Genomic DNA, 26221 nt, shown 5'->3' with positions numbered 1-26221 from the left:
TAAACCTCGCTATTGCTTCTAAAACCCAGAATCTACGCCCCCTCCACGGTGAAGGGTAAATCCGGATTAACCCTCACTTTTTCATTGACAACTGCTACCACTTTATCCCACACTGTGATGACGTATTCCCAATAGTCTGGATCAATCGCTTCTACTGTCGTTCCTAACGGATAAATACCGTTAACGTAGGTAGCTTGTAACAGTTCATCTTGCGATACTTGGCTACCAATCATCAAGTCTTGTAGAGCTTTTGGAATAAGTGGACTGATGTCAGTAGTCTGGTTTGGTGTTGACATCGTTGTCGGTTGGTCCACATGTACGGGTTCATGTGCGATTTGTCCCTGTGCTGGTCCCGTTTGCGTCTGGGTTTGTGACGCAAAGATATGCGCAATCCCTGCATAATCTAGTGGCATTTCTTCTGGTAGGCCGTGACGGTTCTTGGCGTCCCATGCGGGGTGATGTTGAGTATAGAGCACACGTTTACCACCTTGTGCTTTCTTCTTATTGCTGTCTGAATTAACTACGATGGTCTTATAGTTTGCAAAAAGTACCATATCAGCCCATTCTTTAACGACTGGTGCGGTCTGTGAGCTAGTCTTTTTACCTAACTTAAGTTCCCAGCGGTCATAAGCGCCCATTTCGTCAGGTTGTTCAAACTTTCGCATCTGAGCATGGGCAGTCAGTACCACATTGATACCAAGTTCAATAAGTTCTTGGAGTAAGTTCAAAAAACGTCCCATTTCTTCACGAGCATAGGTGTAGCCGTTTCCGTAACCAAAGTCCTCAATCCCTTTTTTACCATGTTGGGCACAGACATCAGCAACAATTAAGCTCTCTGCCCAGTCAATGGTATCAATGACTAAGGTTTTACAACACGTTGGATTAGACTTGACCCAAGCAATTTGATTACGTAGCATGGTCCAGCTTGTCGGTTTATCTAAACGTGCTACGTCCATGTTGTCAGTTGACCCTTCCGTATCGATAAATAAAGGTTCGGGGAATTGGGCTGCAAAGCTAGACTTACCAATCCCCTCTGGTCCATAGATGACTACACGTTGTGCCCTGGCACGTTTTCCTCTTGTAATTTGCATTAATTTCTACCCCCATGTATTACATATCTAAAATCCACCTTGCCAAGTTGGTGCTACTGTTTCGGCAAAACTACCTGTTGCTGCAGTTTCAAAACTGTGAACTTTATTTTTCACTGAATATCCATCTTCGATGATGATGGCACATTCTTCACCAGTAGAAACTCTAGTAGCGATTGCTTGAAGACCTTCTTGTTCTAACCATCCCCCGAATTGATCAAGCGTTACTTTGTCCATCTGCTCTAGCTTATCAATCAAGACAAAACCGCAGTCAGGTTTGAGTTTTCGAACAATAGCAGTCGCTACCATCAATTGTTGAGAACCGGACATGTTATCCCATTCTTGGCCAAGGTAAAGTAATTTCCCATCATCTACAGCGAGACCTTCAAGTGGCAAGTCGGCATTAGTTAACAAATCACGTTTTTCTTGTCGTACTGCTTCAATTTGGATTGTGAGTTCGTTGTACTGTTCCCGTTGGGCCTTGGCGTCTTCTTCTGCTTTATCCTTATCAAGATTAGCTCTAACTTTGCGGTTTGTGTCATCAATAGCTGCAATGCTATTTTCAATCTCTTCAGTGTTTTCATCATGTAGATCCATTGCATCTGTTTTAGCTACTTGTAGATCACTAGATAATTGCTCAAGTTGTTCTTCAGCTAATTGCAATTTCTTCTTGAGTTCTTCAACTTCTTGTTGCTTAAAGTTGTAGTTCTGCTCAATGACAGCTACATTCTGGCGTTTACGAGCATTTTCGCCATTCTTAGCTAAGATAGCTTGTTGCTGTTGAATAAGCTCAGAAATCGAAACTAGCTCTTTCGGTGCGTCAGGATAATAAGGTTGTTCCTTAGCGAATTTTTCCTTTTGATCAGCGATGACACCGATAGCATGACGATTGTCATAAATCTGCTTTTCCTTAAGCTCTAACTCAACTAACTGATCACCAACCCCAATGATTTGTAACAAGGTATCAGCTTTTTCTTTTGCTGTAGCTTCCATGAATTTAGGCAAGTTGATAGCTAACTCTTCTACAAAGCTATCCAGCAACTGCTGACCGCCTTTTTGGCCATTAGGGTCAATAACCTTTAGACTAGCATTCTTTCCCTTACGCTCTACGACAAGACCATTTGACATGGTAATTTTAAGCGTAGGTGGTACTTGTGACCCTTCTCGCATGGCTTGGCTAGGTTTGTACTTATTACCGCCTAGTGCCCAGGCAATTGCGTCTAATACGCTTGTTTTACCTTGATTATTATTACCACCTACAATTGTTAAACCAGTTGCTGATGGTTCGATTTTTACTGCTTTGATTCGCTTGACGTTTTCAATTTCAAGCTTATTAATTGTTATTGACATTATTCAACTCCTGTATTTTATTGTTCACTTTAACCACACCAATACCAACCTTCGTAAGCTCTGGATCTTCTGAAAAATAATGATGTTTATTCATCTTTACCAGTTCGTTACTGTTGAGCAAGGTAAGATTATCAATTTTCCAATTTTCTTTGTTCCCATCTAGGAAAGCAACGCGATGACCATCAGGAATAGGCCCGTTATGCTTAACCCACTCTCTCCGATGCAAAAGCTCCCATTTATCAGGTTCAGCTACTTTTATCTTAGGATAACCATCAGTAGTTTTATTGACAGTGCCTACAGGATACCAATTGCTTGGTTTGTGTCCTTTTTTAAACTGCCCGCTATTAGGTGGCATATTAGGGAATTTTTTACCCTTATTGAACGGCACATTGCCTTTAGGAAAATGTCCTGTTAGCCCGGAATCAATCTTATGATTTCCCCTGTACGTTTTTATCTGCTGTGCAGTAAGGTTTAACCCAAATTTTTTATTCATTTTTTGAGCAACGTCTTTGGCCATCTTTCCTTTTTGGATCTTAATAAAATACCTACGTTGTTCATCAGTTAGTAACCCTGATCTTTTACATCTAACCATTCAGCAGCTCCAAGTTAACGTTTGATCGTCCGTTATATTCAGCAGCTACTTTCTGAGCATCAAGAATTAGCTTGCCGTTATCAATAATCTTCGTTGCCACGTTAGTGACAGCCTTAGAACGTTCTACTTCCTGCTCTAACTCTTCAGTGCTAAGATCTTCATCACTTAGACGTTCTAAAGTCATGAATAAGTGATCATTTAAATCAGATAATTTATTTTTAGTCATTTTCAATTTCTCCTACAATCAATTTACTCTCTACTATAGTCTTTTCTGAGCTAATCACTTGTGAATGAGCTAGTGCATAACCAAGCAATGCATCAGTGACTTGCTTTAGTGTTAAATCACATTCATCGGCAATGTCAGCGATCTGATCATAGATATCGTTCGCACATCTAATACGCGAATATGTGTTTTTGGGTTTCTTTTCTACTTCAAACATTAAGCCGCTCCTGTATAAGTTTTGATATTAAGCAACAGATTTTTCAAACGCGTTTTTTCTTGATCTGAAATATCTGCTTTGTCGATAAATGTTGCAATAATCGTAAATGCTTTTTGCACTCTAGTTTTTTTGTTAAACAATTTCATACTATGCTCCTTTAATCTTGATATTTTCCGACTTACGCCATTTTTCATATGCTGATAACTTTGTAGAACGACCGCCGATTTTATCAATATATGGGCGATACTCTTTCACTTTGTACATTCTACGTAACTGCTTCTGAATCGTTTCTTTTGACTTACCAGCAAATTCTGCTAAATCTTCATCGTTTAGCCATAATTCTTCGTAAGGCACTTGTATGCCATTTTTTAAAACTGCTAACATAACAATCCCTTTCTTCTTTGTGGTATAATTAAGTGAATATTTTTTGTTCTGAGTCCGACTGCAATCGGACTTTTTTTGGTGCCCCGCATTATTTTTCGATTTTTTCTAACTCCAAAACAAGGTTTACATATGCTTCGTAGCATTTGCCAGAAGTTTTGCTATCTTTATAAGCCTTTTTAATCAGCTCCTGACCTGTCCCATAAAAACAGCCAACACGCCACATTTTGTTAGATTTTGTATAGGTAAACCATCTAAAGCTAGACCATGTGTTTTTAAAAACAATGTAATCTTTTGATAACTTAACTCTTGCATCGCCGTAAACCTTTGCATCGCCGAATACCATTGCATTGCCGTATACCCTTGCATCGCTTGATACCTCTGCATCGCCGTATACCCTTGCATCTCCGTAAACCTTTGCATCGCCGCAAACCTTTGCCTTGTCATATACCCTTGCATTGCCAAATATCCCTGCATCGCCGTAAACCTTTGCATCGCCGAATACCATTGCATTGCCGTATACCCTTGCATCGCTTGATACCTCTGCATCGCCATAAACTTGAGCATGGCTGTAAACCCAAGCCTTATCCTCATGAGAAAGGTTGCTTTCTTTCTCGATGTAACCACCGAGTTCGCCTTTCCTGACGACCCCAAAGCTAACAAGCGCTTTGATTCTAAATAGTTTCCTGCCAAACACTTCAATTGTGTCTTCTGTCAATAATTCATATTTTTTAGTCATTTTAGTTTCCTTTTCTTTTTCTCACAGGCACCCGTGACGCTACCAAGACTTGTGTAAAATATTAATTATTGGAGACACTTTAGAACACATCGTATTAGCAGTTAATTAGGTATGGAAATTATTTATTGATCTGCTTGATAGCGTCGTGGCTACCTGCGAGAGAGTGGTTTATCTAAAATAATCCAAGCTGATGTCTAGTGCGTCAGCTATTTTGACAACATCGTCAAATTTAAGTGACTTTTTACGTCCACTTCTTAAGTCAAGTAGGCTGTTCTGATTTAGTCCTACTTCTTTACTGAGACGGTACATTGTCATATTCTTTTCAATCAAACACTGTTCAATTTTTTCCCACATATCTTCTCCTTTGCTTATAAAGCACAACATATGGTTCCTACACTCCTGTAATGGATTGAGCTTCAATAATCACTGTATTATTTTTAAAAGTGATTTTTGATTTTACATTACTCGAATTCAAAACGGCTGGCTTAAAAACTGGTCTTTTTTTACTGTAAGGCCATCTATTTGGTCTCATCTCTACCTCCCTGCATGAGAATATGAATGTTTATGTGTGTTTTTGATAAATCTTATCTGACACACTGATTGGTAAATCAAATTTATCTTTAGCGCCCATCAAATCTACAGTGTCATCCAAGATTGGCTCTCTTGCTACTAACATTTCCGGTGTCATTTCAGATTTTTTAATCATCTTTGGATAACCAAATTTATTAGATACCGCTTTGTTAGCAATAATATTCGCTTTGATAAAGTCTGTTCTTACCGGTTTGGAAACTGCGTGCTGCAAGTTTTTCATCGCTTGCTTTTGATGTTCTTTATCAAGCATTCGAAAAACTTCAAACCCTTCAAGACCGACAGATTGACGAAGTTGCTTGATGGTTTCGAAAACCCACTTCTTAAATGCCTTGGCTTCTTTCTTACGACTTGAAAAGATAGTGTCATAAATGCCAAATTCGTTAACAATTAACATTTCTTGTTTACGACCAAGGATATCGAAGACGTGGTCGGTTGAAACGACCTCATCATCTAAACGCTCTTTTACACGCTTAGGTTTCAACTCCAAAGCTTCAGCAATGTCTGCTAATATAGCCCACCACTCTCCATTTTTATCGACAAAGCGGATTTCGTATCCGTTCCAGTTTTCTATTTTCAATAAGCTATTCCTCCTTGATTTTCTAAACCACCACTCTCCAGCTTAACGTTCTGGTCAATGATGGCAGTATAAGTTCTCTGCGATACCAAGAGACCTACTTTGGGCTCTTGGTAATGAATTGTGTCAAGTTATTTCTCAAGCTTCGCCACTCGTTCTTCTAGGTTCATACCATTCACCTTTTGTTTAAATATTTAAACTTTTAGATCAAAAAAATAAAGACTGATTTCGTCATCGGAAATACCTAATAACTCACTGGCTTTTGAAATTTCATTATTTTTCCAGTATCTTTGATTATTCAATTTCAATGATACTGTACGTTCAGATAATCCCATAGCGTTTGCAAAGTTATACTGAGTTTTAAATCTCTCAACAATCTTACCGTTTAGTTTTGAATAGTCGTACGCCATAAATCTCCTTTCTTTTTTGTTTAAGTACTTAAACTTTATGTCTTTATTATAACCCTATAAATTTTAAAGTCAAGCACTTTTGTTCATCTTTTTAAACTTTTTTGTTTCTATACTTGAACTTTTGTACATTGTACTATATAATAGTCGGTAAGAAAGGTCGGTAAAACAACATGAGGAAATATACTACGTCTCAAAGATTAAAACAGATAATGTCCGACAGAAATATGAGACAAGTTGATATTTTAAATCAGTCTCTCCCTTTTCAAGAAAAACTAGGAATAAAAATGGGCAAAAGTTCACTTTCTCAATATATTTCCGGTTATTCTACTCCTGACCAAAACAAATTATTGCTTTTGGCTAAGACATTAGATGTAAGTGAATCTTGGTTAATGGGGTATGATATCCCAATGAACAATGAAAAACAAGATGATCAAATTATTGAAACCCCACAATACAAAATGATCCAGCGCAAAGCCAAATCATTGAGTGTATCTGATCAAGAGCGTTTGCTTCAACTTATGGATCTAACATTCCAAGATGTTTTAAATGGAGGTGGTGACAACGAGCACGACATCTAACAACATCGACTATAAAAGTCTCAAAAATAAGGCTTATGACTTTTTACAAAGATACACGAACGGCAGATTACCAGTCGACCTTTTACATATCATCAATCAAATTGACAATATTCATTTGATGAAGTATTCAAGGTTTGCTAAAGATAGAAACTTACAACTCAATGAAGTGTATGAATTGCTTCAAAGCGAAGATGGCGCACTATGGTATCGAACAACGACTGATACCTACATTCTGCTTTACAATGATACGATAGATAGCAAGGAACGTATTCGTTTCACCATTGCTCACGAACTCGGTCATTATGTTCTCAAGCACAACGAAAAGACTGATAAGACTATTCTCTCAAGATACAGTTTGACAGACAAAGAATACAATCGTTTTGAAACTGAAGCGAATTTCTTTGCTAAACATTTACTTGTTCCTTTTCCTGTTTTGGGAAACTATGTTATGTTTTTTCACCGCATGGATGCAGATTTTATTCGAAGTGTCTTTAATGTTTCGTATACGGTGGCTAATTACGTAATTAAAAACCTTAACTCAATGAAAAGTTTTGGTTTAGTCAAAGACGGTCACATTGTTGAAGAAAAATTTCTACCTTATATTGCTACAAGTCAATCGACTAGAATTTGCAAATCTTGTCATAGTAAAATTAATAGAAATTCCAGTTTTTGTCATATATGTTCAATGAAGCAATATAAGGGCTTGACAACACTTGAGGCTTATCTAGAAAACAGAGAAATGGAGAGAGTAAGGATGAGATATACCAAATTTAATTTAAATAATGACGGTATCCCTGAAAAGTGTCCTCGTTGTGAAAACGAAGAATTAGAACGAGGTGATTATTGCAATATTTGTGGTGCTTACACTAAAAATATTTGTATAGGTGACTATGATAATAACTTTGATATTTTGGGTAACCCCTATCCTGTTGCAAATTTTTTAGAAGATGGATGCAAGAAAATTTTAGCTGGGAATTCTAGATACTGTCCTGATTGCGGAGGTAAATCAACATACTATTTTCAAGGAATATTAAGAAATTGGGATATCGAAAAAAAAGAATTTGATGAAATGACATTTTAATTTTAAAAAACCATCTCAGATGAAAGCATAGTTATTGACGAGTATTATAATCTAGCTAATATTATTTAATTAATGCGCAATGGTTTGAATCGCATAAAAAGCTAACTAGAAAGGAAATGTTATGAAAAAGAATCCACTTAAAATAATACTAATTATTTTAGCAGTGGCACTATTGCTCGCTATTATTGCTATTTTGATGCCTGCAGTTTTTATTGGTGGTCTCGTTGCAACTTGGTATTTTAGTACAAAGAAACCTAATACACAAAAAAGGAATATTTCAGCTATAGTGGCAGCTATTGGTTTGTTCGGATCAATATTTCTAACACCAGCTGTTCTAAAGGATAATAAAAACACCTCTACAATGACTTCTTCTTCAAGTGTTATCTCATCTTCTAGTTCTAGTGTTTCTAAAACCACGGAAACTTCGACATCTCGTAGTAGTGATAGCAAGACTACTATCGAAAGTTCTGAAACTAAAACAGAAAATTCAACTGAGCCGACAACTAAAAATGATGGACCTGAATATACCAAAGAATCTAATGCTGCTTTCGCTTCTGCATTCCTTAACAACCTTAATCAAACCTTAGCAAACAATGGGCTACCTACTGGCTTGAATGTTGAATATTACGATGACAATTTAATCTATATTTATGTCCCACAAGACTTTAAATATGAATCAACTTCAACTGTTCAAAAAATAGCCGATTCACTCTTTCAAGCAAAGGAAAACTACTTTAAAGAGTGGGCTATTGATAATGGTTATGATTTGAGTTATGCAAGTTCTCCAGCCCTTTATGTCAAAGCTGAAGATGGCACTACTTTAGCATCAGAAGGCGGTATCCTAGATAGGAAAATGAAAGTAAAAATTAAGAATAATTAGCATAACAATTGCCACGTCATTTCAGAAAGACAAAAAACTACGCCACACTCTCACCGACCAACGACCGCATAAAACCGTTGCTGATAAAGTGATGGATAAAAAAACTTCGGCACTAATAAAAAACAAGGCGCAATCCATTGGAAGTTTAAGGAAATAGAATGATAAAAGAATTATTAATGACGGACTTAGAAGCACAAAGACTTATTACACTATTAAAAAGCGTAGTCGCTAGGCATGATAGGACTCTAACCGAAAGAAGCAATGGAGAAATCGATCTAGTTGGTTCTGAAAATAGAAGATTTATCTTAAACTATTTTTATAGCGCCGATAGTAAAGTGTTTCATTTAAGAGAAACCGAACATAATTATACCCTCGTCAGAATAAACTTAAATAACAAATTCCATAAAAATGCTAACGGTGATAAAATTTGGGGCAATCGTGTCAACATTTTTTCTGAAGAAGAATACTACCAAAAAGCGGATGAAACAACACACTGCAGGGCATACCCATTGCCATATGAGTCAATCTCAAATAGTGATGATTTTCTTATAATACTGACTGAATTACTAGACTTTACAAATACGCAGCAGACTGACAGGATATCTATCAATATCCAAGAGGATTTGCTATAATTTTTAAGAAAAAGGGGGTGGATGGTATGAATGCAAATGAAATCAAGGAAGTATATTTATCTTTTGTTAAAGAAAATGCAGTATTCAATAATATATCTGACAATCATACGGAAGTCATAACTCCTTTCGTAGATCCTTTTGGTGAAGCTATCGGATTTAGTGTTAAATCAGACGGAAAACTATTGACGATTACAGATGATGGTTTTACTATTTGGAACTTATCTGTCAATGGAATTGACGTTACAAAAAAAGGACGTCGTCGGGAACTACTTCAGTCGCTTTTACAATATAATGGATTTGAATTGTTTGATAATGCCATAAAAAAAGTGACAACTAAAAGTCATCTAGGACAATCAATCCATGATATGACTCAACTTTTGATAAATGTTTATGATTTTATCCAGCTTAGCCCAGGCAATGTCAAATCTCAATTCTTAGATGATGTTAAACATTATTTCATAAAAAACGAAAACTACGCTGTTTTTCCATCCTTCTCAATAGCTGGTAAGTCACGATTAGAACATCGCTTCAATTTTGTTTTTATAAGTAAAGGTGTATCGAAGATTACAAGAGTTCATAATAACATCACAAAGCAACAAGTTGATACAATCTTAGCGAGCTGGTTAGACACTTCGGAGTTTCGCAAACGCGAATACGGCGACAAGGAGCAGTTGTATATTATTGTTAGTGATGAAGGTTTCAAAAATATCAAGGAAGATCATTTAGTTGCCTTACAAGAATACAACATTGATGTTTTGAATTTTGCTGATAAGCAAGAATTAGAATTAAAATTAGGTAAATAAAAAATCCCCACACTCTCACCGACCAAAGCTTGAGTGTAGGGATAAATCACACAATAAAGAACAGGCAATAAAAAGCCCTCTTTATTGTACCCATTTTAACATAGAAATGAGGTGAAAATCAATGTGGATTGAAGAACTATCAGACGGTAGATATAAATATTTTGAACGTTATAAAGACCCATATACCAATAAATTGAGACGAGTATCTACAATTTTAGATAAAAATACGGCTCAAGCCAGGAATAAAGCTACTCTAATTTTACAAGATAAGATAGCTGATAAATTAACACAGTCTAATATCTCACAATTGACCTATGGAGAGCTTTTAAAAGAATATCTGGCCCAATGGCTGCCAAGTGTCAAAGATTCTACTAGACGTGGTTATATCGTCTCTGACGGTCATTTAGCAAAGGTAATATCTGCTGATACAATAATATCTAAAATTGATAAAAAATTTGTTCGCAGTGTCTTAGATGAGCTACAAAAAACATTGTCTTATTCTGTTGTCGCAAAGTGTCGAAAAAGACTACATGCTGTCTTAGGATATGCTATTCAGATGGACTATCTGACAACCAACCCGACAGATGGTGTCCTAGTACCAAAACCAAAAGAAAAATATAAACCAGATAAACCTCTATTTTTGACTTCTGACGAAGTTTCTGAACTTGTAGGTAGACTTATGTCAAATAACGAAAACAGAATCGCAGACATCGTTTTATTTATGTTTTTAACTGGTGTTCGATACGGTGAGTTAGCAGCGTTAACAAAAGATAAGATAAATTTTGATAATAACAAAATTCTGATTGATGGCACCTTTGATTTTCAAATCGGTGAAACTACCACCACTAAAACTGATAAATCAAGACGGAAAATATCTGTTTCGGAAAATGTCATGGAAATCGTAAAACGTAATCTGAAGTTATCGACTAATGTTGTGTTTTCGAATAGTCAAGGTGCGCCAATCAATATAGCTTATGTCAATAAGAGACTAAAGGCTTACGGTAATTACCATACGCACATTTTTAGGCACTCCCATATCTCTTATCTAGCTGAAAATGGGGTACCGATAAAAGCGATTATGGATCGTGTTGGACACAGCGACCCTAAAACCACTTTAGCCATCTACAGTCATACAACAATCAATATGCAACAATTAATCAATAAAGCTACTGATAATTTTGCCCCTAATCTGCCCCTTAATTCAAACGATAAATAAAAGAACCCTATCAAATCAAGGGTTCTTTGTGTTTTATATTGTCCCCTGCCGGAATCGAACCAGCAACGACTCCTTAGGAGGGAGTTGTTATATCCATTTAACTAAGGAGACCAAGTATCTCTATTTTACCTTAGTCTCTCGCCACTTGCAAGTTTTTGCCTTACTACTTTTTAACTTCTTCTCGATATTTTTCCATTTTCTTTTTAAAGATTTCGCCATTGCTAGGAGGGGTATAAGTTACCGCGTTTGCTCCCGCAGCAATCACTTCCTGTATACTCTTTTCTGTTGGTCCACCTGTCGCCATTATTGGGATATGAGGATAAGTTTGGCGAATATTTCTGACCATGTCAACTGTCTTAGCTCCACCACTAACATTTAGAATGTCAACACCTGCCTTGAGACGCGAGGCAATGTCTGCCGTTTCCGTGACAACAGTGTAGATAATGGGAATATCGACAAAAGTATTAATATCTTGAATGGTTGCCGAATCAGCCGGTCCATTAACAACAACAGCAGTCGCCCCTTCTGCTTCCGAAAAGAGACTCATATTAGCAGAGCGCTGGCCAGCTGTTAAGCCACCTCCGACTCCCGCCAAAACAGGAACATGTGACACCATCATAATACTTTTTAAAATAGCGGGATTCGGGGTAAATGGATAGACAGCCAAGATAGCATCTGCATCGTTGTTAGCAATAATCGAAACATCTGTGGTAAATATAACAGACTTGATTTTTCGCCCATAGATTTCAATGCCTGAACAGCCTTTGATAGCTTTTGGAACTTCCACAATTTCTTGTCTTAATTCTGATCGGATAGATGGTATGTTTTCTGCCATTAACTCGCTCTTTCTTTTTTAAATAAAAAACTCTTCCCCTAAAGGAAGAGCTCGAGACACATCGCGTCAGATTAACGACGGACTTCTTTGATACGTGCAGCTTTACCTTGCAATGCGCGTAGGTAGTAAAGTTTAGCACGACGAACGCGACCGTGACGAGTCACTTCGATTTTTTCAACACGTGGTGTGTGGATTGGGAAAGTACGTTCTACCCCGATACCACCAGAGATTTTACGAACAGTATACATTTCTGAAATCCCTTGACCTTTACGTGAAATAACAACACCTTCAAAGATCTGAACACGTTCACGGTTACCTTCGACAACTTTCGCATGTACGCGAACAGTGTCACCAGCGCGGAACTCAGGAATATCAGTACGAAGTTGACTTTCAGTCAAACTTTGGATTAATGGATTCATTTTTATTCTCCTTATCTTACTAATCGTAAGTACTTGTCTCAGCGGATTAGCCGTATTTCGTGCGTCCATTACACACAAACGATATTGTACCACTTCTCAGACTATTTGTAAAGCATCATAATAGCTTTTCAGTCCGTTTCCATAGAATGTTTCTGCAAGTGATAGATAGATGGTAAGCATTGTAAACAACTAACGATAGTTAAGACGATAAAAGCATAAGGCGTATTGGCAAAACCAAAAACTTCTCCCATGATTAAGAGCGGACCTAAAATAGTATTGGTCGCACTAGCAAATACAGCAACGTAGCCAAGAGCAGCTAATAACTCTATCGGTAATCCTAGAAGAGGTGCTAGAATTACCCCGAAACTGGCTCCAATTGAAAATAAGGGTGTTACTTCTCCCCCTTGAAACCCCAATGCAATAGTCACAACTGTTAAAAATAACTTTAAAATCCAATCATAGGCATAAATCTTACCACCTAGAAAGCTAGCATCAATGAGGTTAGTCCCTAGTCCAGAATAGCGTCCGTGTTCCAAAATAAGAAGAATAACAGATAATATCAATCCCCCAATAGCAATTTTAACATACGGATTTGGTACTACCTTAGTCAACCTAGCCTTAATAAAAAGGAGGCTAAGCGCAAATAATTTTCCGATTAAGGCAAAGAAAAGACCGGCAATCAGCAATTTTCCAACTGTTAAGAAATTTAACGGTAAATCCGATCGAATGAGATGACTGAATTTCTCTAAACCTAAAAAATGACTGGTTTGACTAGCTATAAAAGCTGCTGTGAACACTGGTAGAAAAAGATGGAGCCGCAATTTTCCAATAACTAGGAGTTCCAAAGCAAAGAAAGATGCTGCCATAGGTGTCTCAAAAAGACCACCGAATCCTGCCGCCATACCAATCACCAGCAGTTCTTTTCGATAATTTTTTAAGAAGCGAAAACTTGTAACTGTCGTTGCGATAGTTGCGCCAAGCTGGACAGCTACCCCTTCGCGACCGGCCGACCCACCGAAGAGATGGGTTAACCAAGTAGTTACCATAACTAGTGGTATCAACTGTTTAGGAATTTTCTCACGCTTATCATGTTCCACTTCAAAGACCAGGCTCATACCTTTGAAACTGTCTCCGCCAAATTTCTGGTATAAAAAGACAATCAAAAGTCCTACCAAACCTAAAAAGGGAATGGTCCAATAAGGAAACTGTGTTCTTATTTCCGAGACAAATAGTAAGTTTCTGCCAAAGAGGGTCGTTAGTATACCTGCCAATACCCCAACTATTAACGCGGCGATTTCTAAACTGAGCAAACACCGGTAATAACGACTTTGCTGTTTCATAGCATTTCCTTTCTAAACACCAATAAAAAAGCCAATGAGACTACAACAAAAGCCGTAGACGTCATCAGCATATCAACCAATTGGGTTTCGCAAGGGGACAATCATTCCCTATTTTTAATTGACACGCGCAGATAGTTCCTCTGCAAAACGTTCTAAGTTGTCAATATCCTCATCATCTGCAGCTAAATCAACCTTGACAGACTCAGCCCCTTTTATGGCACCAGTTAGAGCAAATTGCTTATCAAAATCATCCACACAAGTACAGAAATCATCGTAAAAAGTATCTCCCGATCCTGCACAACCATAAACCTTTCCTGATAAATCAAGATCAGCCAATTCTTCATAAAAATCAACGATTTCATCTGGCAATTCACCATCGTCATAAGTATAGGTCACAACGATACAGATATCGGCGTCTTCAAAATCGCTAGCTTCAACCATGGTACACTCATCCATCTCAACCGTGTGTCCCAATTCTTCTAATTTGTTAGTAATAATATCAGCTAGTTCTTCATTATTACCTGTCATGCTGGCATAAACCACTTTTGCTAAAGCCATATGTTCCTCCGTGTCATTATATCTCTGGTTATTGTATCATATTTTCCAATTGGCTCGCAAATCTATTTCATCATAAGTAGGACAAACGTATGAAAGATTTTTAGTGAAAATCACTTTTTGTATTTCAAAGTTCAGGTATTGTAGCGATAGGTATTATTTTTGATAAATATTACGATGCGTACAGCCGCGGATTGTAAGTGTCCTCACTTGAAATCACTTTTTATTTTTGCTAGGCTTATCTCAATAAGCTTAAGGAGGTCTCACATGACTGATTACCAATTACCAAAAGTCTGGCAGGAACCAGAAGAATACTCAGGACTTAACCGCCCTACGGCCGGAAGTCGTTTTGAGCAACAGTTACCCCGCGGTGAAAAACCTTTCCAAGTTTATTCTTTGGGGACACCAAACGGTATAAAGGTTGCGATCATGTTTGAAGAGTTGAAAGAACTTGGTATAGACGTGGATTATGATATGTTCAAGATTGACATCTCTTCAGGTGACCAATTCGGCTCTGACTTTGTTGCCATCAACCCAAACTCTAAAATTCCAGCTATGCTGGATTTAACAGAAAACAAAGACATTAAGGTTTTCGAGTCTGCTAATATCTTGCTGTATTTAGCCGAAAAATTTCAAGCCTTAATCCCCTCCTCACACCCAGAACGAACTGAAATGCTTAATTGGCTCTTCTGGCAGACTGGGGCTGCGCCATTTCTTGGAGGTGGTTTTGGCCACTTCTTCCACTATGCGCCGGAAAAAATCAAATATGCTATCGATCGTTATACTATGGAGACAAAACGTCAACTCGATCTTTTAGATAAAGAACTCGCTAACAAGCCTTACATCACAGGTGACAACTATACCATTGCTGATATTGCTATTTGGTCTTGGTATGGTCGACTAGCTGAAGGGAACCTTTATGATGGTTCCGATGTCTTTCTTGATATCACGTCTTATCCAAACCTGATCAAATGGACTAAGAAAATCGCAGAACGTCCAGCAGTTCAACGTGGACTTGATGCTGAATACAAATGATGGTCTTAAAACTGTTTCAAAGAATTGAGTTTAGGCTCAATTCTTTTTTCATGTTATAATGAGGATAACATTATCTAGGAGGTGTCTAATAGATGTGGCAAGTAAAACACTTTGACCAATTGAACACTCAAGAATTATTCCAAATCTACAAAGCCCGTGTCGATATTTTCGTTGTCGAACAAGCGTGCGCCTATCCCGAAATTGATGAGCAAGACAAGATAGCTCTCCACCTCTTTCAGATGGATGAAAATGAACAACTTAAGGCTTACTGCCGACTAATACCCGATCAAACAACCATTAAATTAGGGCGAGTTTTGGTTACAAAGTTGCATCGTAACCAAAACCTAGGACGTGAATTGGTGGCACAGGCCATTAAAGTCTGTCAATCTAATTTTCCAAATAAAGACCTTTTTGCTCAAGCCCAAACGCACTTGTGTCCCTTATACCAGAGTTTTGGCTTTGAAAAAATCTCAGGTTCTTATTTAGAAGATGACATCCCCCACACTGACATGTTATTGAAAACAAAGGAAGACTAGTATGTTTCAAGATATTTTATCAACCATCAAAAACTACCAAACCATTATTATTCATCGTCATCAAAGACCTGACCCTGATGCGCTTGGTTCACAATTGGGACTAAGGGAAATCCTTCGTTATAATTTTCCAGAAAAAACAGTTTTAGCCACCGGCTTTAATGAGCCAAGTCTGTCTTGGATGGCCAAGATGGATGAGGTTACTGATGACACCTATACAGGGGCATTGGTTATCGTCACGGATACAGCCAATCAACCTCGTGTTGACGATAATCGATACCATCAGGGAGAGTTTCTGATTAAAATCGACCACCATCCCGATGAAGATACTTATGGTGATATTTCCTATGTCGATAGTGATGCTTCAAGCGCTAGTGAAATCATCACTGAATTTGCTCTGGAAACTCACCTACAATTAACAGCGGAAGCCGCTCGCCTTCTTTATGCTGGTATCGTTGGTGATACTGGACGTTTTCTCTACCCAGCAACGACTGCTAAAACCATGCGAATAGCAGCTGAACTTAGAGCATTTGACGTAGACTTTGCTGGTATGGCTCGACAAATGGACTCGTTCCCTTTAAAAATTGCTAAATTACAAGGATATGTTTTAGATCACTTGGATATTTCAGAGAACGGGGCAGCTCGTGTCACCTTGACTCAAGAGATTCTCAAAGCCTTTGACGTTACTGAAGCAGAATCGTCTGCTATTGTTGGGACTCCCGGTAAAATTGATAGCGTCCAATCTTGGGCCATCTTTGTCCAACAAGCTGATGGACAATCCTACCGTGTTCGCATGCGTAGTAAAACTGTCATTATTAATACGATTGCTCAAAAACATGATGGCGGCGGTCATCCATTAGCCAGCGGAGCAAACTCCTATAGCTTGGAAGAAAATGACCAAATTTTCCAAGAAATGATTGTTGCTATTGACAACAAGGAGAGTTAAGATGGCTATTTTCAAAAGATTACTCAATAATGAAGTGATTGCCTACCTGATTTTCGGTGTTCTAACAACCGTGGTCTACTTGGTTGCTAGAACACTCTTATTCTCACTCAGCCATCAGGCCACACTCTCAGCTGTCCTTGCCAATGCTATCGCCATTCTCTTCGCCTTTTTTACCAATGATAGCATTGTTTTCAAACAAGAAAAAAACGGTTGGCCAAAACGATTGGTTTCATTTGTTGGTGCTAGACTATTCACGCTACTCATCGACTTAGCCTTAGCTTTTACGTTGGTGGAACAATTCCCCGGTATTATCGGTCAATTCGTTGGACAGGATCTAAACAAGGTTAACCTGATTGAATCGCTTATCGCGCAGGTCATTATTGTTATTGTCAATTACATCATTAGTAAATTTTTCGTCTTTAAAAACAAGAAAACAAGCTGAGTTAATCAGGCTCTATAATTTCTGTAGTGGGTAAATTCTTCTCGGAGATTATGGAGTCTTTTTGAATATAGCAAAAAAAGTCCCATATGACTTATAATGAAAAGCGACTAAACCACTCATTAGAAAGACTCATATGGAACAACTAGATTATATCAAAGATTCGCTCGACATTAAAGACCCTAACATCACTTTTGAAAAGACATTTGACAAGTTCTTCACTCACAGAGAGTATCATGCCAAGTTAGATTATGATCCCCCTCAATGCTCTGTTTGTCAAGGAAAAATGACAAAGTACGATTTCCAAAAGCCTTGCAAAATTCCCTATCTGGAAATGGCGGGTTGTAAAGTACTGATTCGTCTCAAAAAGCGTCGCTTCAAATGTCAAGCGTGTGGGAAAATGGCTGTTGCTAAGACCTCTCTGGTCAGAGAAAATCACCAGATTCCCAACATCATTAACCACAAAATCACCGACAAACTCATGAGTCGTGAGGCAATGACAAAAATCTCTGAAGACCTGTCTGTCTCTGTGTCAACCGTCTATCGGCAGCTCAACCGCTTTGAGTGCAAGACCGATTTAACCTGGTTACCCGAGAACATGTCCTGGGATGAGTATGCTTTTAAGAAGGGAAAGATGAGCTTTATTGCCCAAGATTTCGATGCTAACAAGATTATCGCTATCCTTGATGGTCGGACGCAAGCTGTCATCAGAAATCATTTTTTGCGGTATTCTCACAAGGTGCGCAGTCGTGTTAAAGTCATCACCATGGATATGTTTAGTCCCTACTATGACATCGCTAAGACACTGTTTCCTAAGGCGAAGATTGTTCTCGATAGGTTCCACATTATTCAACATTTATCTCGCGCTATGAACCGTCTCCGTATCCAAATCATGAACCAATTTGAGCGTCAATCTCACGAATATAAGGCCTTGAAACGTTACTGGAAACTCATCCAACAAGATAGTCGTAACCTAAACGATAAACGGTTTTATCGTCCAACTTTTCGCATGCACTTGACCAATCAAGAGATTGTGCAACGTCTTTTGAGCTACTCTGATGAGCTACGTCACCACTATGAACTCTTCCAATGCCTTCTCTTTCATTTCCAAGAAAAGCAGGAGAAACACTTCTTTGAACTCATTTCTGATACCATCAAACAAGTCCATCCCATCTTCAAGACCGTCTTATCAACCTTTCTAAAAGACAAGGAAAAGATTATCAACGCCCTGAAACTACCTTATTCCAATGCCAAACTAGAGGCGACCAACAACCTTATTAAAGTCATTAAGCGAAATGCTTTTGGCTTTAGGAACTTCGAAAACTTCAAAAAACGGATTTATCTTGCTTTGAATACAACAAAAGAGAAGACCAAACTGGTCCTCTCTCGGTGTTAACTATAAGTCAACCCACTACAGTTGACAAAGAGCCGTTAATCAACTTGTTTTTCTTTTTCATCGTTATTTAGCGTATTCTTAATAAGACTAATGACATTACCATCACGTGTTTCAAATTCATCCATGTATTTTTTCTGATAAGAAGCATTTAAAATAGCACCAAAAATAATGACTTTAGCAAATACCGTAAACCAGAGCATGAATGCCAAAATAGTAATCGAGCCAAACATTCTAAGATTGTCCAAGCGGTCCATCATTGACGTGACATAACGTCCAAAGAGACTGGTCATGGTCATAAAAACGATAGCTGTGAACACCGTACCTGGAACAATGTATCGGATATGTCGGATATGAACATTTGGTAAAATATAGTATAAAATCCCCAAAGCAATCAGAAACACTATTGCCGTAACTGGCTGCGTCAAACTCATCAGAAGATCAAACAAGTTGCGATCAAATGGATAATTTGAATAAAGCAGGTGTAAAGCAGCCTTACCAAAAGTCGATAAAAGAATGGCTATTGCCAAAAAGAGAATCACAACAAGACTTGATAAAAAGCCAAAAAGATACCCCAAGACAATATCCCGGTGATCCTGAACACCATAAGCTTTATTGATGGATTTTTGCAGAAAAGTCATACTACGGGACATGGTCCATAAACCAGTTGCAATCGAAATCCAGACCAAGCCAGTATTCGGTTCATTGAAAATATTGACAACAATATTAGCTGTGGTGTGATACAATTCTTCTGGCAAATTCTCCTGCAAGAAAACCAATATCTGATCAGTATTAATATTGATATAAGGAAAGATGTTAGCTAAAAGCACAAAAAAGGGAAATATGGTTAAAAGAAGATAGTATGCCACTGCTATACTGGACAAATCCATCTCTGAGGATCGGAACAACTGTAAAAAGTATTTAACAAAATCACTGGATTGTAGTTTTGAAATGAATTTTTTCACGGGAATCTCTCTAGTAAGTTCTTTCTTCACCTTGGCTAGTTAAAATAACAGGACCATCTTTAGTAATAACAAACTGGTGTTCGTATTGACAAGAAAGACCACCATCAAGTGTCTTATGCGCCCAACCAGTTTTCAGATCTGTATCAATTTCCCAAGTTCCTGTATTAATCATTGGTTCAATGGTCAAAACCATTCCCTCTTTGAGACGAAGTCCTTTACCGGCTGTACCATAATGAGGGACATTTGGAGCTTCATGCATGGTTGGACCGACACCGTGACCAACTAAGTCACGAACAACACCATAACCATGGCTTTCAGCATATTCTTGAATAGCAGCACCAATGTCACCGATGCGATTGCCTACAAGGGCCTTCTCAATACCAATATACATCGCTTCTTTGGTAACATCCATCAGGTTTTTCACTTCATCCGAAACGTCACCTACCGCATAAGCCCAGCAAGAATCAGCTAAACCACCGGTGTAAGATTCCGTATATTGCTTCATCTCAGCAACATTATCAAAATCCAGTTTGGCAACATCAAGAACAGACTTATCTAAAGGCTCACTCAAAACCATATCTACTTTTAAAAGATCGCCATCTTTTAATATATAATGGCGCGGAAAGGCATGAGCCACCTCATCATTAAGACCACAGCAAGTGGCATAAGGGTAATCCATAAGGTGGCCATCAACACCAATCTGCAAGGGCAGTACATTTTCCTCTTTACAGCGACGACGAACATACTCCTCAACTTGCCACATGTCAACACCTGGCTTGATGATGTCTCTCAATCCGATATGGATACTAGCTAAAAAGTCTCCTGCACGATCCATCGCTTCAATTTCACGCGCTGATTTTAACGTTATCATTTTTTATTCTCCTACTATTCAATCTTTAAGTCATTTTTGTTGTAACAAGTGCTTTCGCCACTAACTGCTCGGTTGATGTCACATCAATATCGAGAGTCATACTGCGGCGGCTCTCTGCAATAACCTTGGTTGTAATGGTTAAGACGTCATCAATTTGCAAAGCCTCTAAAAAGTATACCATCATTTGTTCAATAATGATATTCTTTTGGTGGCGCTTCGTTAAAAGGGACATCGTTGCTTCTTTCAAAAATTCTGTTAAAACACCATAAGCTAATTTATCCGTATTATCGATCATATGTGGTTCAACCACAAACTGAAATTGGCCATCTTTTAACGTTTCTAAATTTGAAGCAAACTGCTCACTATAACTATGAATATGCGTTTTAGACAGATTTTTCAAGGTCTCCATCACATGTCTGCGTGTCACAACACCTAAGAAATCTTTGGATTTATCCACAACAGGAAGCATGTCAAAGTCTTCAAAAACCATCTTTTGACTAACCGTTGCTAAGCTGATGTTAGGATTTGTGGTTACTGGTGTTTTTGCCATTACCTTCCGAATCTGCAACTGCTGATCCATCCCAATAACATCTCGCATGCTAACAATACCAACCACACGATTTTTACTATCGACAACAGGAAACCGAACATGGTTCGTTTCTTTGACCAAATCATGGTAGGCAGATACTAAGTCCTTATCCCGTAAAAAGCCGTACTCATCTTTGGCTAGATAGGTTTGACCAACTGTTTTGATATCCGTCTTGATTCTAACGTTTGAAATAGCCTTATTGATTAAAGTAGCAACACTAAAGGTATCATAGGTTGTTACCATGACAGGAATCGCTAATTGATCAGCCGTCGTTTTGACTTTCTCAGAAATTGGAAAACCACCTGTCACCAAAATAGCATTTCCATGTTCCAAAGCTAATAATTGAATATCATCACGATCACCAACGATAAGCAAACCACCAGTGACCAAATGGTCTAAAATATTTTCTCGCGTCATGGCGCCAATCGAGAACTTGCTGAATTCTTGTGACAACCCTTCTCGGCCAGCCACCACTTCTGAGTCACTAATACGGGCAATTTCAGCAAAAGTGATTTTTTCCAGACTGATTTTTTTCTTATTTTCAATCCGTACAGTTCCGCTTCTAGGTCTGGTCTCAACAATCCCTCTATTTTCAGCTTCTTTAATCGCACGATAAGCAGTTCCATCACTAACATTCAAGTGATTAGAAATGCTCCGGACACTGACACGTTTACCAATTCTTAAATTCTCTAAGTAATCAAGAATTTCCTGATGTTTGCTCATATTGATAATCCTCACCTTGCAATTCCAGACGGGTATACCGCCTCATTTTATGAGTGTAACGGTCGCTTCCTTTAAAACGTTCTTTTATTTTGAACCCACAAGCCTCTGCTAAAGCTTGACTTGCTATGTTTTCCTCATGAACAATAATATCAATAGCACGCATCTCAAATTCCTTAAAGCAAAGGGCAAGTAAGGTCCTGAGACTCTCCGACATAAACCCTTGATGCCAGAATTCTTCTGACAAAAAATAGCTCATCTCTACTCGTTTTTGCAAGTCATCTCTGTTTTCTAAACGGATAGCACCAATCACTTTATTCGTTTTTCTATTAACGATTGCCCATTTCCCTAAAGGCTCTTTTATAAACGCTTCGACCAATAATTCTGCAACCTCATGTCGGCTTTGATAGCCTGGATGTATAAAAGTCGTCACACGAGGGTTTAACACCATTTCTGAAAAATCCTCTAAATCGTGGTAGCTAAAAGGCCGGAAAAATAGCCGATCCGTTTCAAAAGTGGCAAACTGTGCTAATTTTAATACTACTGACATATTAAAATTATAGCACAACAGTTGAACTGTTTCTATATCAGAAGGTAAAGTTAGCCTTAAAATAACGAGTTCTTTCACAAAAATAGCACTCTCTTTAAGCTTAAGATTCAGTAAAAGACTATGTTCATCCTGCACTCATTTACCATAAAAGGTTGAGACTCCAAACCTCAACCTTCATCTTATTCTTCAATTAATGCTATATCAGCTCCTAGAGCACGTAGTTTTTCGATGATATTAGAATAACCACGCAGGATAAATTCAACATTTGAAATCTCTGTACGTCCCTGAGCCATCAAACCAGCTGTGACAAGCGCAGCACCTGCTCGTAAGTCAGTTGCTTTTACTTCTGCCCCTGTTAGTTGGTTTGGCCCGTCATAGACAACCTGATCTCCAACAACTGAAATGTTTGCTCCCATACGGGCTAATTCCGGAACGTGATTCACACGCTTTTCATAAATGGTATCAAAGATTGTGCCACGTCCGTTTGTTTTCAATAATAAAGGCGTCAATGGTTGCTGCAAATCGGTGGCAAATCCTGGGTAAGGAGATGTTTTAATAGCAACTGCTTTTAGGGCATCTTGTTTTTCAACAAAGACGGAATCTTCTTCAACCGTCATACGAACACCCATCTCTTCCAATTTAGCGATGAAAGACTCCAAATGTTCATATAGTACATTGGTAATTTTAATACCGCTACCTACGGCTGCTGCCAAGGCAATATAAGACCCCGCCTCAATACGATCTGGAATGACTTGATGGCGTGTGCCGCTTAAATGGTCCACACCATCAATTGTGATCACATCGGTACCTGCCCCACGGACACGTGCTCCCATATTGTTCAATAAAGTAGCAACATCAATAATCTCAGGTTCACGAGCGGCATTTTCAATCACCGTACGGCCTTGTGCCTTCACCGCTGCCAGCATGGTATTGATAGTAGCACCAACGGTCACAGTATCAAAATAAATATGAGTTCCATGAAGACGATCACCATTTTTCGCTGCTAAGCGCATTGACTCACCTTCATAAGAGACTGTCGCTCCCATCGCTTCGAAGGCTTTTAAATGTAAATCAATCGGACGAGGTCCGAGATCACAGCCACCTGGCAAACCAACAGTAGCCTCAGCGAATCGACCCAAAAGACTACCATAAAAATAATAGGAAGCTCGCAAACTATTAATTTTACCATATGGCATTGGGATATTTTTAACACCACGAGGATCAATTTCCAGAGTATCATCATAGCGTTTTACACTAGCTCCCATGATTTCCATGATTTCAACCAAACTATCAACATCCGAGATAGCTGGTACACCATCTAAAATCACGACATCATCAGCCAAAATAACAGCTGGAATCAAAGCGACAACACTATTTTTGGCGCCCGAAACGGCCACCTCACCTTGTAGAGGTTTCCCTCCGTTAATAACAATTTTACGCATAAACTAATACTTTCTTAACTAATACATGAATTCAACCCTTCCATTCTATCATAAATATAGGAAGCTGCCAAATTCAAATAACTTAATTTTTTCAATACTGCCCCAATCAATAACAACGTATCTTTAGCTTATTGACCCATTCTTTTTCAAAACCAATGATTTAAAAAGACAACACCTTTTGTCTTTAAAATAGAAAGCTATCGAAAAGCCTCTACTTTTGCCATAATGGCTTAGACACATTCCCATGCTATTGCGGTTTAAAATCGAGTAGCTATATCACTGCAAAAGAGTCGTGGTTAAGGGCTATTAGTTGATAATAAAAGCTTTATACGCTTCGAAACTCAAAATCAGCCCTTGTTGACTTGAATTGATGACCTTCAGTTCAATCTGCACAGACGTCACCTAGACTGCTTGTGAGTTTCATTGAGTGTTAGACCTTATCTCTTTATCATTTCATTTGTGATAACCACACAAGAAAAGACGTTTACAGTACGCTTCTAAACAACTAGGCATTATCATAACCATACAAAAGAATAGGCTAAAATCCTACCATTTCAAAAATGAGGTCATTTGATTTATTCCTTATCTTTAGTTGGAATCATCATACAAAATCTTTCCTATTGGATAAATGGGACAGACTGTTGACTTCATCATTTTGGAAACCACTTCTAAAGAGACAACGAAAAAGACAAACCTTCCCAAAAAAGTTTGTCTGTTTGAGGTGAGATTTTTTTAATCTTATGTTTTCGTTACTTAACGGCAGCTTTCAACGCGTCAACCTTATCCAATTTTTCCCATGGGAGATTAATGTCGGTACGCCCCATGTGTCCGTAAGCTGCTGTTTGTTTATAAATGGGACGTTTTAAGTCTAACATCTTGATAATACCAGCAGGACGAAGATCAAAAATCTCACGAACAGCTTTTTCTAATGCTGCTTCAGAAACAGTTGATGTTCCAAAAGTATCCACACGTACAGACACAGGCTGAGCCACACCGATGGCATAGGCCAACTGTACTTCCGCTTTCTTAGCTAAACCAGCTGCCACAATATTTTTAGCGATATAACGAGCTGCGTAAGACGCTGATCGGTCAACCTTAGTGGCATCTTTTCCGGAGAATGCTCCCCCACCGTGACGGCTATAACCACCGTAAGTGTCAACAATAATTTTACGACCCGTTAAGCCAGAATCTCCCTGTGGGCCACCGATAACAAAGCGCCCTGTTGGGTTGATGAAAAATTTTGTGTCATCATCAAGGTATTGGGCTGGAATGACAGATTTAATCACCTGATTAATGACATCCTTGCGGATCTGCTCATTCGTTGCTTCTGGATCATGCTGTGTTGAAATGACAACCGTGTCAACTCGAACAGGGTTATCATTTTCATCATACTCGACAGTAACTTGCGATTTAGCATCTGGACGCAAATAAGCTATGGCTCCTGATTTACGTAATTCAGCCAATCGACGAACCAATTGGTGTGATAAAGAAATCGGTAACGGCATCAATTCGGGTGTTTCATCGATAGCAAAACCAAACATGAGACCTTGGTCACCTGCTCCAATGAGACTTAAATCATCTTTATCCCCTTCACGGACTTCCAAGGCTTCATTGACACCTTGAGCAATATCGGCAGACTGCTCAACCAATGACGGATGAACACCGACTGATTCTGCAGCAAAGCCATACTCTGCATTGGTGTAACCAATCTCAGCAATTGTATCACGAACCACACGGTTAATATCGACATAAGCTGATGTTGAAATCTCACCAAAAACGTGAACGGAACCCGTATAAACAACTGTTTCCGCTGCGACATGGGCATCTGGATCCTGCTCCAGCAGAGCATCTAAAATAGCATCTGAGATCTGGTCTGCAATCTTATCTGGATGTCCCTCCGAAACAGATTCAGACGTGAAAAGTTTACGTTCTGACATAAAAATGTCCCCCTTAAAAAATGTTGGCTACAGGAAATGTCCTGCGACATGTTACTAGGTTACAAAGAACCAGCCTTGAAATACAGTCAATCTGTATTTTTTGAAATGACAACCTTTTTCTAAATGAGACAGTAAGGATGTAGACAATATTCTAGCACGGCTTACTATATGAACGACAGATAGAAAAAGAAACATTACCAAAAGCTGCCTTATCGGGACTTAATAACGCTTATTATTGTATCATAAATATTGCTATTGTTAATCTTTTTACCAAAATTCGAGAAAACTACTGACAAG

At 38.5% G+C, this 26221-nt stretch carries 32 protein-coding genes and 1 tRNA gene; 11 read left to right on the top strand and 22 right to left on the bottom strand.

What is annotated here, in order from left to right; genetic code table 11:
* Positions 1 to 32: 32 nt before the first annotated feature.
* The 11 genes from A2G56_RS00975 to A2G56_RS00930 form a co-directional block, all read right to left on the bottom strand.
* Positions 33 to 1091 carry an ATP-binding protein gene (locus A2G56_RS00975; RefSeq protein ID WP_062707762.1) on the bottom strand — a complete coding sequence of 353 codons (1059 nt, stop codon included), beginning with the start codon at positions 1089 to 1091 and terminating at the stop codon, positions 33 to 35.
* Positions 1092 to 1118: 27 nt separating this feature from the next.
* Positions 1119 to 2438, bottom strand: a complete 1320-nt coding sequence (locus tag A2G56_RS00970; RefSeq protein ID WP_062707760.1) for an AAA family ATPase — start codon at positions 2436 to 2438, stop codon at positions 1119 to 1121.
* The gene (locus A2G56_RS00965) at positions 2422 to 2955 is read right to left on the bottom strand and encodes an HNH endonuclease signature motif containing protein (protein WP_216634353.1); all 534 of its coding nucleotides are present in this window, start codon (positions 2953 to 2955) and stop codon (positions 2422 to 2424) included. The genes A2G56_RS00970 and A2G56_RS00965 overlap by 17 nt, the downstream gene beginning before the upstream one ends.
* A gap of 67 nt (positions 2956 to 3022) precedes the next feature.
* Positions 3023 to 3256: a hypothetical protein gene (locus A2G56_RS00960; protein WP_062707757.1), complete on the bottom strand. Its 234-nt coding sequence runs from the start codon at positions 3254 to 3256 to the stop codon at positions 3023 to 3025.
* On the bottom strand, positions 3249 to 3470 hold the full coding sequence (locus A2G56_RS00955; RefSeq protein ID WP_062707754.1) for a hypothetical protein: 222 nt from the start codon (positions 3468 to 3470) through the stop codon (positions 3249 to 3251). The genes A2G56_RS00960 and A2G56_RS00955 overlap by 8 nt, the downstream gene beginning before the upstream one ends.
* A complete protein-coding gene (locus tag A2G56_RS10540) occupies positions 3470 to 3616 on the bottom strand; it encodes a hypothetical protein (RefSeq protein WP_157761182.1) in 147 nt (48 codons plus the stop codon). The genes A2G56_RS00955 and A2G56_RS10540 overlap by 1 nt, the downstream gene beginning before the upstream one ends.
* A gap of 1 nt (position 3617) precedes the next feature.
* Positions 3618 to 3854, bottom strand: a complete 237-nt coding sequence (locus tag A2G56_RS00950; RefSeq protein WP_062707751.1) for a hypothetical protein — start codon at positions 3852 to 3854, stop codon at positions 3618 to 3620.
* Between the two features lie 88 nt (positions 3855 to 3942).
* On the bottom strand, positions 3943 to 4590 hold the full coding sequence (locus tag A2G56_RS00945; protein ID WP_062707748.1) for a hypothetical protein: 648 nt from the start codon (positions 4588 to 4590) through the stop codon (positions 3943 to 3945).
* 168 nt (positions 4591 to 4758) lie between these two features.
* Positions 4759 to 4944, bottom strand: coding sequence for a helix-turn-helix domain-containing protein (locus tag A2G56_RS00940; RefSeq protein ID WP_062707745.1), 186 nt, complete (start codon positions 4942 to 4944; stop codon positions 4759 to 4761).
* 208 nt (positions 4945 to 5152) lie between these two features.
* Positions 5153 to 5758: a BRO-N domain-containing protein gene (locus tag A2G56_RS00935; RefSeq protein WP_062707742.1), complete on the bottom strand. Its 606-nt coding sequence runs from the start codon at positions 5756 to 5758 to the stop codon at positions 5153 to 5155.
* A 191-nt stretch (positions 5759 to 5949) separates the two neighbouring features.
* Positions 5950 to 6165: a DUF739 family protein gene (locus A2G56_RS00930; protein WP_062707739.1), complete on the bottom strand. Its 216-nt coding sequence runs from the start codon at positions 6163 to 6165 to the stop codon at positions 5950 to 5952.
* 224 nt (positions 6166 to 6389) lie between these two features.
* Between A2G56_RS00930 and A2G56_RS00925 the strand changes: the two genes are divergently transcribed.
* The 6 genes from A2G56_RS00925 (at position 6390) to A2G56_RS00900 (ending at position 11355) form a co-directional block, all read left to right on the top strand.
* Complete coding sequence (locus A2G56_RS00925; protein WP_237334425.1) at positions 6390 to 6743, top strand: helix-turn-helix domain-containing protein; 354 nt, start codon at positions 6390 to 6392, stop codon at positions 6741 to 6743.
* A gap of 118 nt (positions 6744 to 6861) precedes the next feature.
* A complete protein-coding gene (locus A2G56_RS00920; RefSeq protein WP_062712320.1) occupies positions 6862 to 7824 on the top strand; it encodes an ImmA/IrrE family metallo-endopeptidase in 963 nt (320 codons plus the stop codon).
* Between the two features lie 121 nt (positions 7825 to 7945).
* Entirely contained in the window at positions 7946 to 8704 is a 759-nt protein-coding gene (locus A2G56_RS00915; protein WP_062707734.1) for a hypothetical protein, read from the top strand.
* 158 nt (positions 8705 to 8862) lie between these two features.
* Complete coding sequence (locus A2G56_RS00910) at positions 8863 to 9336, top strand: DUF6978 family protein (protein ID WP_237334424.1); 474 nt, start codon at positions 8863 to 8865, stop codon at positions 9334 to 9336.
* Positions 9337 to 9362: 26 nt separating this feature from the next.
* Positions 9363 to 10139, top strand: a complete 777-nt coding sequence (locus A2G56_RS00905) for a DUF1828 domain-containing protein (protein WP_062707731.1) — start codon at positions 9363 to 9365, stop codon at positions 10137 to 10139.
* A gap of 121 nt (positions 10140 to 10260) precedes the next feature.
* Positions 10261 to 11355 carry a tyrosine-type recombinase/integrase gene (locus A2G56_RS00900; protein WP_062707728.1) on the top strand — a complete coding sequence of 365 codons (1095 nt, stop codon included), beginning with the start codon at positions 10261 to 10263 and terminating at the stop codon, positions 11353 to 11355.
* Positions 11356 to 11394: 39 nt separating this feature from the next.
* Here A2G56_RS00900 and A2G56_RS00895 read toward each other — a convergent pair.
* The 5 genes from A2G56_RS00895 to A2G56_RS00875 form a co-directional block, all read right to left on the bottom strand.
* Positions 11395 to 11466 (bottom strand) — tRNA-Arg (locus A2G56_RS00895).
* 52 nt (positions 11467 to 11518) lie between these two features.
* Complete coding sequence (locus tag A2G56_RS00890) at positions 11519 to 12190, bottom strand: beta/alpha barrel domain-containing protein (RefSeq protein ID WP_062707725.1); 672 nt, start codon at positions 12188 to 12190, stop codon at positions 11519 to 11521.
* 71 nt (positions 12191 to 12261) lie between these two features.
* Complete coding sequence (gene rplS, locus A2G56_RS00885) at positions 12262 to 12609, bottom strand: 50S ribosomal protein L19 (protein ID WP_062707722.1); 348 nt, start codon at positions 12607 to 12609, stop codon at positions 12262 to 12264.
* A gap of 128 nt (positions 12610 to 12737) precedes the next feature.
* Positions 12738 to 13949 carry a chloride channel protein gene (locus A2G56_RS00880; protein ID WP_062707719.1) on the bottom strand — a complete coding sequence of 404 codons (1212 nt, stop codon included), beginning with the start codon at positions 13947 to 13949 and terminating at the stop codon, positions 12738 to 12740.
* A 114-nt stretch (positions 13950 to 14063) separates the two neighbouring features.
* On the bottom strand, positions 14064 to 14507 hold the full coding sequence (locus A2G56_RS00875; protein ID WP_062707716.1) for a flavodoxin: 444 nt from the start codon (positions 14505 to 14507) through the stop codon (positions 14064 to 14066).
* Between the two features lie 264 nt (positions 14508 to 14771).
* Between A2G56_RS00875 and yghU the strand changes: the two genes are divergently transcribed.
* The 5 genes from yghU to A2G56_RS00850 all read left to right on the top strand — a co-directional run bounded on the left by yghU (position 14772) and on the right by A2G56_RS00850 (position 18853).
* Positions 14772 to 15539, top strand: a complete 768-nt coding sequence (gene yghU / locus A2G56_RS00870; RefSeq protein ID WP_062707713.1) for a glutathione-dependent disulfide-bond oxidoreductase — start codon at positions 14772 to 14774, stop codon at positions 15537 to 15539.
* 92 nt (positions 15540 to 15631) lie between these two features.
* Positions 15632 to 16075, top strand: coding sequence for a GNAT family N-acetyltransferase (locus tag A2G56_RS00865; protein ID WP_062707710.1), 444 nt, complete (start codon positions 15632 to 15634; stop codon positions 16073 to 16075).
* A 1-nt stretch (position 16076) separates the two neighbouring features.
* Positions 16077 to 17018, top strand: a complete 942-nt coding sequence (locus A2G56_RS00860; protein WP_062707707.1) for a DHH family phosphoesterase — start codon at positions 16077 to 16079, stop codon at positions 17016 to 17018.
* 1 nt (position 17019) lies between these two features.
* Entirely contained in the window at positions 17020 to 17460 is a 441-nt protein-coding gene (locus A2G56_RS00855) for a GtrA family protein (RefSeq protein WP_062707706.1), read from the top strand.
* Positions 17461 to 17593: 133 nt separating this feature from the next.
* The gene (locus A2G56_RS00850) at positions 17594 to 18853 is read left to right on the top strand and encodes an ISL3 family transposase (RefSeq protein WP_062707495.1); all 1260 of its coding nucleotides are present in this window, start codon (positions 17594 to 17596) and stop codon (positions 18851 to 18853) included.
* 35 nt (positions 18854 to 18888) lie between these two features.
* Here A2G56_RS00850 and A2G56_RS00845 read toward each other — a convergent pair whose 3' ends face one another.
* From A2G56_RS00845 to metK, 6 genes are all read right to left on the bottom strand, one after another.
* Entirely contained in the window at positions 18889 to 19815 is a 927-nt protein-coding gene (locus A2G56_RS00845) for a YihY/virulence factor BrkB family protein (RefSeq protein WP_062707704.1), read from the bottom strand.
* Between the two features lie 10 nt (positions 19816 to 19825).
* Complete coding sequence (locus A2G56_RS00840; protein ID WP_062707702.1) at positions 19826 to 20686, bottom strand: methionyl aminopeptidase; 861 nt, start codon at positions 20684 to 20686, stop codon at positions 19826 to 19828.
* Between the two features lie 25 nt (positions 20687 to 20711).
* Complete coding sequence (gene spxR / locus A2G56_RS00835; protein ID WP_062707700.1) at positions 20712 to 21998, bottom strand: CBS-HotDog domain-containing transcription factor SpxR; 1287 nt, start codon at positions 21996 to 21998, stop codon at positions 20712 to 20714.
* The gene (locus A2G56_RS00830; protein WP_062712303.1) at positions 21973 to 22545 is read right to left on the bottom strand and encodes a GNAT family N-acetyltransferase; all 573 of its coding nucleotides are present in this window, start codon (positions 22543 to 22545) and stop codon (positions 21973 to 21975) included. Before A2G56_RS00830 ends, spxR begins: the two co-directional genes overlap by 26 nt.
* A gap of 179 nt (positions 22546 to 22724) precedes the next feature.
* Positions 22725 to 23987, bottom strand: a complete 1263-nt coding sequence (locus A2G56_RS00825; RefSeq protein ID WP_062707697.1) for a UDP-N-acetylglucosamine 1-carboxyvinyltransferase — start codon at positions 23985 to 23987, stop codon at positions 22725 to 22727.
* A gap of 749 nt (positions 23988 to 24736) precedes the next feature.
* Entirely contained in the window at positions 24737 to 25924 is a 1188-nt protein-coding gene (gene metK / locus A2G56_RS00820) for a methionine adenosyltransferase (protein WP_062707693.1), read from the bottom strand.
* Positions 25925 to 26221: the final 297 nt, after the last annotated feature.

Source organism: Streptococcus halotolerans, assembly GCF_001598035.1.
GTDB lineage: Bacteria > Bacillota > Bacilli > Lactobacillales > Streptococcaceae > Streptococcus > Streptococcus halotolerans.
The sequence above is the reverse complement of the archived record's forward strand: the minus strand, read 5'-3'. Positions and strand labels throughout refer to the sequence as shown.

Coding starts and splice junctions, on each gene's coding strand:
- A2G56_RS00890 (WP_062707725.1), bottom strand. CDS start 12,190: ATGGCAGAAAACATACCATCTATCCGATCAGAATTAAGACAAGAAATT.
- spxR (WP_062707700.1), bottom strand. CDS start 21,998: ATGAGCAAACATCAGGAAATTCTTGATTACTTAGAGAATTTAAGAATT.
- A2G56_RS00940 (WP_062707745.1), bottom strand. CDS start 4,944: ATGTGGGAAAAAATTGAACAGTGTTTGATTGAAAAGAATATGACAATG.
- A2G56_RS00970 (WP_062707760.1), bottom strand. CDS start 2,438: ATGTCAATAACAATTAATAAGCTTGAAATTGAAAACGTCAAGCGAATC.
- A2G56_RS00925 (WP_237334425.1), top strand. CDS start 6,390: ATGAGACAAGTTGATATTTTAAATCAGTCTCTCCCTTTTCAAGAAAAA.
- A2G56_RS00865 (WP_062707710.1), top strand. CDS start 15,632: ATGTGGCAAGTAAAACACTTTGACCAATTGAACACTCAAGAATTATTC.
- A2G56_RS00900 (WP_062707728.1), top strand. CDS start 10,261: ATGTGGATTGAAGAACTATCAGACGGTAGATATAAATATTTTGAACGT.
- A2G56_RS00855 (WP_062707706.1), top strand. CDS start 17,020: ATGGCTATTTTCAAAAGATTACTCAATAATGAAGTGATTGCCTACCTG.
- A2G56_RS00850 (WP_062707495.1), top strand. CDS start 17,594: ATGGAACAACTAGATTATATCAAAGATTCGCTCGACATTAAAGACCCT.
- A2G56_RS00920 (WP_062712320.1), top strand. CDS start 6,862: ATGAAGTATTCAAGGTTTGCTAAAGATAGAAACTTACAACTCAATGAA.
- A2G56_RS00955 (WP_062707754.1), bottom strand. CDS start 3,470: ATGTTTGAAGTAGAAAAGAAACCCAAAAACACATATTCGCGTATTAGA.
- yghU (WP_062707713.1), top strand. CDS start 14,772: ATGACTGATTACCAATTACCAAAAGTCTGGCAGGAACCAGAAGAATAC.
- A2G56_RS00975 (WP_062707762.1), bottom strand. CDS start 1,091: ATGCAAATTACAAGAGGAAAACGTGCCAGGGCACAACGTGTAGTCATC.
- A2G56_RS00830 (WP_062712303.1), bottom strand. CDS start 22,545: ATGTCAGTAGTATTAAAATTAGCACAGTTTGCCACTTTTGAAACGGAT.
- A2G56_RS00960 (WP_062707757.1), bottom strand. CDS start 3,256: ATGACTAAAAATAAATTATCTGATTTAAATGATCACTTATTCATGACT.
- A2G56_RS00945 (WP_062707748.1), bottom strand. CDS start 4,590: ATGACTAAAAAATATGAATTATTGACAGAAGACACAATTGAAGTGTTT.
- A2G56_RS00875 (WP_062707716.1), bottom strand. CDS start 14,507: ATGGCTTTAGCAAAAGTGGTTTATGCCAGCATGACAGGTAATAATGAA.
- A2G56_RS00965 (WP_216634353.1), bottom strand. CDS start 2,955: ATGGCCAAAGACGTTGCTCAAAAAATGAATAAAAAATTTGGGTTAAAC.
- A2G56_RS00915 (WP_062707734.1), top strand. CDS start 7,946: ATGAAAAAGAATCCACTTAAAATAATACTAATTATTTTAGCAGTGGCA.
- A2G56_RS00905 (WP_062707731.1), top strand. CDS start 9,363: ATGAATGCAAATGAAATCAAGGAAGTATATTTATCTTTTGTTAAAGAA.
- A2G56_RS00860 (WP_062707707.1), top strand. CDS start 16,077: ATGTTTCAAGATATTTTATCAACCATCAAAAACTACCAAACCATTATT.
- A2G56_RS00825 (WP_062707697.1), bottom strand. CDS start 23,987: ATGCGTAAAATTGTTATTAACGGAGGGAAACCTCTACAAGGTGAGGTG.
- A2G56_RS00840 (WP_062707702.1), bottom strand. CDS start 20,686: ATGATAACGTTAAAATCAGCGCGTGAAATTGAAGCGATGGATCGTGCA.
- A2G56_RS10540 (WP_157761182.1), bottom strand. CDS start 3,616: ATGAAATTGTTTAACAAAAAAACTAGAGTGCAAAAAGCATTTACGATT.
- A2G56_RS00910 (WP_237334424.1), top strand. CDS start 8,863: ATGATAAAAGAATTATTAATGACGGACTTAGAAGCACAAAGACTTATT.
- rplS (WP_062707722.1), bottom strand. CDS start 12,609: ATGAATCCATTAATCCAAAGTTTGACTGAAAGTCAACTTCGTACTGAT.
- A2G56_RS00930 (WP_062707739.1), bottom strand. CDS start 6,165: ATGGCGTACGACTATTCAAAACTAAACGGTAAGATTGTTGAGAGATTT.
- metK (WP_062707693.1), bottom strand. CDS start 25,924: ATGTCAGAACGTAAACTTTTCACGTCTGAATCTGTTTCGGAGGGACAT.
- A2G56_RS00880 (WP_062707719.1), bottom strand. CDS start 13,949: ATGAAACAGCAAAGTCGTTATTACCGGTGTTTGCTCAGTTTAGAAATC.
- A2G56_RS00950 (WP_062707751.1), bottom strand. CDS start 3,854: ATGTTAGCAGTTTTAAAAAATGGCATACAAGTGCCTTACGAAGAATTA.